Source organism: Corallococcus sp. AB045 (assembly GCF_003668895.1).
Classification (GTDB): domain Bacteria; phylum Myxococcota; class Myxococcia; order Myxococcales; family Myxococcaceae; genus Corallococcus; species Corallococcus coralloides.
On sequence record NZ_RAWN01000013.1, the window covers coordinates 74188 to 80741 of the forward strand.

At 72.3% G+C, this 6554-nt stretch carries 4 protein-coding genes; 1 reads left to right on the forward strand and 3 read right to left on the reverse strand.

Annotation, left to right across the window (positions count from 1 at the left end; genetic code table 11):
* Positions 1-154: 154 nt before the first annotated feature.
* Complete coding sequence (locus D7Y21_RS05410; protein WP_120567897.1) at positions 155-1909, reverse strand: S8 family serine peptidase; 1755 nt, start codon at positions 1907-1909, stop codon at positions 155-157.
* 346 nt (positions 1910-2255) lie between these two features.
* Between D7Y21_RS05410 and D7Y21_RS05415 the strand changes: the two genes are divergently transcribed.
* Complete coding sequence (locus D7Y21_RS05415) at positions 2256-4604, forward strand: serine/threonine-protein kinase (protein ID WP_121711676.1); 2349 nt, start codon at positions 2256-2258, stop codon at positions 4602-4604.
* A gap of 30 nt (positions 4605-4634) precedes the next feature.
* On the opposite strand, the gene D7Y21_RS05420 is transcribed toward D7Y21_RS05415, so the two are convergent.
* Together D7Y21_RS05420 and D7Y21_RS05425 are read right to left on the reverse strand one after the other, a co-directional pair.
* The gene (locus tag D7Y21_RS05420) at positions 4635-5312 is read right to left on the reverse strand and encodes an RDD family protein (protein WP_121711662.1); all 678 of its coding nucleotides are present in this window, start codon (positions 5310-5312) and stop codon (positions 4635-4637) included.
* A gap of 87 nt (positions 5313-5399) precedes the next feature.
* A complete protein-coding gene (locus D7Y21_RS05425; RefSeq protein ID WP_121711665.1) occupies positions 5400-6371 on the reverse strand; it encodes a PDR/VanB family oxidoreductase in 972 nt (323 codons plus the stop codon).
* Positions 6372-6554: the final 183 nt, after the last annotated feature.

Consider the following 6554-nt stretch of genomic DNA (forward strand, 5'->3'; position numbering starts at 1 on the left):
GGCGCGCGCCACGTACAATCCCGGCGCGCTTTCATTCCACGCAGAAGCTCATTCTCGATTTCATCACGCGGAGCATTTTTCGTACTCCAACAGCCACGCTCCGCGTCCGTGATGCGCTCCTTACGCTTCCCATGAATTGAGAAGCGAGTGCGCGTCACGGCAGCCGTTGCAAAGCGTCCCGCGCGCGCACCAGGCCGTGGCCGAACACGGGGTCCCGGCCCGCGGTGCCCAGGTCCTTCGCGGAGGACTCGAGCACGTCGCGCACCTGCTGCGGCGTGAGCTCCGGACGGGCGCTCCAGAGCAGCGCGGCCACGCCGCTCACGTAGGGTGCGGCCATGGAGGTGCCGGAGACGTGCGTGTAGTCCACGGGCACGAGGGACAGCCGCGCGTCGGCGCCCAGCCGCTCGCGCAGCATGGTGCTGGCGGCCTGGTTGACGCTGACGGCGGGGGCCCAGTGGCCGATGCGGGGCAGGGAGAGGATGTCCACCGCGCCGCCCGCGGGGGCATCGTCGGCGCCGAAGACGACGGCGCTCGCGCCCTGCATCATCACGTTGGACATGGCCTGGGACACGGGCACCGCGCCCGGCCGCACGTAGGCGACGAAGCCGTCGCAGGTGGCGTCCAGGCACGAGGACAGGGAGTCCCCCAGGCCGCAGTCCACCAGCCGCCCCGCGGTGTCACCCGTGGGCGAGTACAGGAGCGAGCGCGAGATGGGAGACGTGTCGTTCAGGGACATCTGCGCGAAGGCGCCCAGCCCCCGGGGGAAGGTGGACAGCACGTCCACGCCGGGCGCCACCAGCGACAGCTCTCCGCCCGTGTTGGAGAAGCTCGCGCGCCGCTCGTTCGCGTCCACCGCGCCCACCGCCAGCACGGACGGGTCGGACGCGGGGTAGACCACCGGGCCGCCCTGGTTGCCCGCGGCCGCCACCACCAACAAGCCGTGGTCCAGCAGCGCGCGGAACGCCTCCACCGTGCTGCGGGTGGCCGTGCCTCCGCCCAGCGACAGCGACACGACGCGCGCGCCCTGGGACTCGCACCACTCCATGGCGGAGAGGACCAGGCTCATCTGCGTCTGTCCTGACAGGTCCAGCACGCGGGCGATGAGCAGCGAGGCGTTGGGCGCCACGCCCACCATGCCGCCCGGCATGCCCCGGGGGCCGGTGTCGCCGCCCTGGCCCATGCGCGCCGCGATGATGCCCGCCACGTGCGTGCCGTGGCCCTGGCCCCACTGGCCCTGGGCGCCGCGGTCGTTGGCGTCGTCGTCCTTGTCCAGGAAGTCGTGGCTGCCCACCACCGCGCCCTTGAACTCCGGGTGGTCCATGTCCAGCCCGCTGTCGATGACGCACACCCGCACGCCCTCGCCGGTGGGCGCGCCCACGTCCAGCACGCCGTCCCGGTCCGCGTCCCACACCTCCGAGGCCTGCACCAGGCGCAGGCCGTCCGTGTACTCGTCCAACGAAACAGGGGTGGCGGCCGTCACCTGGCGCGGCAGCGGCGCGAACAGCCCGGGCGTCAGGCCCTGGGCGGACCAGAGCTGGTCCGTCTCCACGCTCTCCACCAGCGCGCTGCGCTCCAGGGCGGAGCGCTCCTCGGGCGTCACGCGCGCGGCCACCGCGGGGATGTTGCGGTAGATGGCTTCCACCTTCGCGCCGGTGCTCGCCGCGAAGTGGGCCCCCGACGCGGAGAGGCTCGCCACCTGTGTGGAGTCTCCTTTGCGGAAGCGGATGATGACCGACTCGCGCCCGTCCCCCTGTACCCGGGAGGGCAGGTTTCCATCCAGCCCCTGGCGGACCGTCATGCCTCCGGCGACGACGCCCGGGCACACCTGTCCCTGTGCGGCGGTGCGCGAGGACGACTCCGGCGCACACGCGGCCAGCGCCAGCAACCCGACGAATATCCAATGCCTCATGGTGCGACTCCTTCCAAGCAGGACGCCCCTCCTGAGGGCGGTCCCCCACACGGCGGAGGACCGGGAGGTGCCCGCTCCCCTCACAGAGGAAGGAAGCGGCGTGCTGCGATGAGGGAACGCATCCCCGCGCCGACTCGCATCGTCTCCAGGCCCCAGGTGCATCCCTGACGTGCGCGGGTGCACAACAGACCTGTTGTCCGTCGGAACACAGGCTCGGGAATTCCGTCGGCCCCGGGACTTTCTCTTTTTCGCGCCAGGGGTGTCAGAAGGCTGGCATGGAGGGGTGGCGCGACGTGCGCGGCTTGATTCCATGGGGGAGTCCATGCTGCGCTCCGGAGCCGAAGCCATGAGCACCGCACCCACAGAGTCCCCCCGTTTCTTCGGGCGCTACGAGCTCGTCCACCTCCTGGGCCAGGGCGGCATGGGAGAGGTGTACCTGGCGAAGCTGTCCGGGGCGGCGGGCTTCGAAAAGCCCTGCATCGTGAAGACCATCCTGCCGGGGCTGGTGAAGGACCGGCAGTTCCTGGACCGGTTCCACCACGAGGCCAAGGTGCTGGTGCACCTGGTGCACTCCTCCATCGCCCAGGTGTACGACATGGGCGAGGCGGACGGCACCTACTACATGGCCCTGGAGTACGTGGCGGGCGTGGACCTGGGCTACCTGCTGGAGCAGGCCCGGGTGCAGGGGCGGGCGGTGCCGGCGCCGGTGGCGCTCTACATCGGCCAGCGCATGGCGGAGGGCCTGGGGTACGCGCACCGCAAGACGGGCACGGACGGCGAGCCCCTGGGCATCGTCCACCGCGACGTGTCCCCGCACAACGTGATGGTGTCGTACGAGGGCGAGGTGAAGGTCATCGACTTCGGCCTCGCGAAGTCCACCGCGCGCAGCAAGTACACGCTGCCGTCCACGGTGATGGGGAAGCTGGGCTACATGTCCCCGGAGCAGGTCCGCGCCGAGCCGCTGGACCATCGCAGCGACATCTACTCCTGCGCGGTGGTGGTGTGGGAGATGCTGGCGGGCCGTGGGCTGGTTCCCCACGGCACCGTGGGCGAGATGATGGCGGCGATGTCTCACCCGGTGGTGCCGCCGCTGACGGACTTCCGTCCGGACGTGGAGCCGTCGCTGGAAGCCGTGCTGCGCCGCGCGCTGGCGCCGTCGCCGACGGACCGGTACTCGCGGGCGGATGAGTTCGCGCGGGCGCTCAACGCGGAGCTGCTGCGCTCGGGGAGTCCCATTGGAGCGGAGGAGGTGGGCGAGTTCGTGCGCGCGCTCTGCCCGGAGGCCTTCGCCGAGCAGCGCAAGCTGACGTCCAACGTGCACGGGGAGCGGCGCACGCCGTCGCCCGCGCCCCGGGGCGGCTCGGGCACGGGGCTGTATGGCGGTTCCGGGAGCGGACCGGCTCCGGACGCGGCGGCCGTCCAGGCCACGGAGGAGCCCGCGGGGAGCAGGCCCAACACCGGGCGCATCGACGTGGACGGGCCGGCGCTCGGGCCGGGGGGCACGTTCGTGTCCCATCCCTCGGGTTCAGGCGGCGTGGCGCCGAGCACATCAGGCTCAGGTGGCGTGGCCAAACCCACGCAGGAGTCCGGCGGTGTGGCGCGGAGCTCTGACGAGGTGGACGCGGCCGCGCTGGGTGCGACGGCGGTGCACCTGCCAGCCGCGCCGCCCCAGGGCGCCGGGGTGGCGGGCACGTCCGGACAGCTGCCGGCGCAGCCCGAGCCCCGCAGGCCGGTGGCGCGGATCGCCGTGGCGGCGCTGCTGCTGGTGGGCGCCTCCGTGGGCATCACCGCCTACGTGCTGCGCCCGAACACGGCCGAGCAGCCCGTGGCACCCCAGACGCTTCCGCCGTCCGAGCCGGTGGTGGCCGCCGCGCCCCCGACGGTGGAGGAGCCGCCTCCCGCGGTGACTCCGACCGAGGAGCCCCCGACTGAAGCGGCGGTGGACGCGGGCATGGTGGCGGGCGCGGGGGAGCCGGAGCTGAAGCCCGAGCCGGTGGCGAAGCCCGTCCCCGGGCCGAAGCGGCCCGCGCAGCATCAGGTTGAGCTGGTGCCCGCGGGCCTGCCCGTGGCGAAGATTGGCGAGACCGGCGGCGGCCAGCGCGTGGTGAACGCGAAGGTGCCCTCGGGCATCAACGCGGGCACGGTGTTCAAGGTGGTGGGCCCCATCCAGAAGGGGACCCGCAAGCGTCCGGTGCTGGGGACGGCGACCGTGGTGTCCATCCAACCGAACCGCGAGCGCATGAACCTGCGGCTGGACGCGGAGGCGGACGCGGCGAAGGAGCCGCGCTTCCTGCTGATGACCGTGCGCCCGTCGGGGCCGGCTCTGCCCCCGTCCGCGTCCGTGCCCGAGCCCACCCAGGTCGCGACGCCCGAGCCCGCGGAGAAGCCCGTGGAGAAGCCCGTGGAGCGCTCACGCCTCCTGGGACAGGCGGAGATCGACGGCATCCTGGGGAGCAGCTTCAACAGCACCCTCTACGTGATCAGCTCCGACGTCCGGACCTGGCACAACTGCGCCATCGTCCTGACCGGACGGAAGGAGGCGCGCATGGCGCGGCTGGAGCCCTACAAGACGCACGTGGTCAGGGTGGAAGAGCGCTACTTCAAGGTGAACTACAAGGCGCCCGCCGTGCCGGAGAAGGCCGTGTGGGTGAGCTGCGACGAGGGCGAGGACACCTTCGCGTTGATCAGGCGCTGAACGCGGGCCCCCGCCGGCTCGCGTGACGCCTCAGGGCCTCAGCCGCGTGGCGGCCACGGGGCACTCGTTGCGCAGGAACTCCGAGACCTCCGTGTCGCCGCCGTTCGCGTTGCGCACCGCGCGGGACAGGGACGCGCGGCACTGCCAGGTGGTCTCGCGCGTGCCGTGGCAGCAGTGCCACCCGGTCAGCGTGCGGTCCAGGTACTGGAGCATCTCCTGGCGCGTGGGCGTGACGATGCTCCACACCGCGCCCGCCAGCAGCACCAGCCCCACGAGCGGCAGCGGCAGGCTCCGCGCCCAGCCCCGGAGGCCGCCCGGAATCACGGCCGCGTGCACGCCCAGCTGCGCATCCAGCGGCCGGCGTTGCAGCACCACCTGCAACAGCAGCTCCACCGGGGCGGTGAGCGCGCGCAACAGCCCCGCGCCCAGGCCGGGCACCCGTCCTTCCGCCCGCTCCAGCTTCAGGCCCAGGGCGTGACGGCCCGGGGTGAGCCCCGTCAGCCCACCCACGCAGGACAGCACCACCCAGGCGACTCCCATGGCGAACCCCAGCAGCGCCGGCGTGGATACCCACTCCGCCGCGCGCACCGCCCCCCAACCCACGAGCGCCGCGCCCGTGAGGTCCAATGCATCCGCCACCCAGAGCCGGTTCTGGAACCGGGCCTCGGTGGGCGGAGTGTCCATGGAGAACAACGTCCCGTCGCTCATCAGCCTCTCTCGTGTACGAGCGGGGCGCGAGCATAGGCGGCCCGCCGCGCACAGGCGCGCTTCAAAACGTCGGGCCCGGGGGTGTCACTACAGATCCAGCACCAGCCGCTTGGACCGGGCGCGAGACACGCAGACCAGCATCCGCGCATTTCCCGCGGGCTCTTGCTGGAAGAACGTGTCACGGTGGTCCGGAGTGCCCTCGCACACGCGGGTGACGCAGGTGCCGCAGGAGCCCGCCTCGCAGTCGCTCTCCACCTTCACGCCGTGGGTGCGCAGCACGTTGAGCACGCTCTTGCCGGCCGGCACGCGCAGCACCTGGCCGGTGCTCTTGAGCGACACCTCGAAGTCCTCCTCCGGTGTCGCGTGGGTGGCGGACGTGCCCTCCGCGGTGAAGGCCTCGAAGTGCACCTTCTCCCAGGGCCACTTGTTCAGCGTGGCCGCTTCGCGCACGGCCTTCATCAGGCCCGCCGGGCCGCAGCAGTACAGCCGGGTGCCCGGGCCGCGCGTCGTGAGCAGCGCCCGCACGTCCAGCCCCTTGGCGGGGTCGCCCCCGTCGTGGTGGATGTGCACGCGGCCCGCGAAGGACGGCGTGGACAAGAGCTCCCGGAAGGCGGTGCGGTCCGCGTCGCGCGTGCAGTAGTGCAGCACCCACTCCGCGCCGGTGCGCTCCAGCAGGCGCGCCATGGCCAGCAGCGGTGTGATGCCGATGCCGCCCGCGATGAGCACGTAGCTGCGCCCGTACAGGAGGGGGAAGTCGTTGAGGGGCTCGCTCACGGTGAGCACGTCGCCCTCGTGGACGTTCTCGTGCATCGCCTTGGAGCCGCCGCGGCCGTTGGCGTCGCGCTGCACGGCGATGACGTAGCGGTGCGTCTCGCCCGGGTCGTTGCAGAGCGAGTACTGGCGCATGCCGTTGAGGCCTGGCACCTGCACGTCCAGGTGGGCGCCGGCCTCGAACTCGGGCAGGGGGCTTCCGTCCTGGGAGACCAGCTCGTAGGACTGGATGCCTTCCGCTTCACGGGTGATGCGCGCCACCCGGAGGCGCAGCGTGTTCGTCGTCACGGTATTGCCCCTGTTCCCTTGCCCGCCGCCCGCGCGAGACCGATCTGGCCGCGCACGGTGTGCATTCCCGGGCCGCCCGGGGAGTGGGGCCGGGTGCGGTTTTCCGACCGGTTTCGGACAGAAGCGGCCTGCCGCCCGGCTGCCCTCCGTCCGGACGCGGGGGCCAGGGCGGCAGGCCGCTTC

What these genes read in the sequence shown, in the direction of transcription:
- D7Y21_RS05415 (WP_121711676.1), top strand. Translation starts at nt 2,256, where the DNA reads ATGAGCACCGCACCCACAGAGTCCCCCCGTTTCTTCGGGCGCTACGAG.
- D7Y21_RS05410 (WP_120567897.1), bottom strand. Translation starts at nt 1,909, where the DNA reads ATGAGGCATTGGATATTCGTCGGGTTGCTGGCGCTGGCCGCGTGTGCG.
- D7Y21_RS05420 (WP_121711662.1), bottom strand. Translation starts at nt 5,312, where the DNA reads ATGAGCGACGGGACGTTGTTCTCCATGGACACTCCGCCCACCGAGGCC.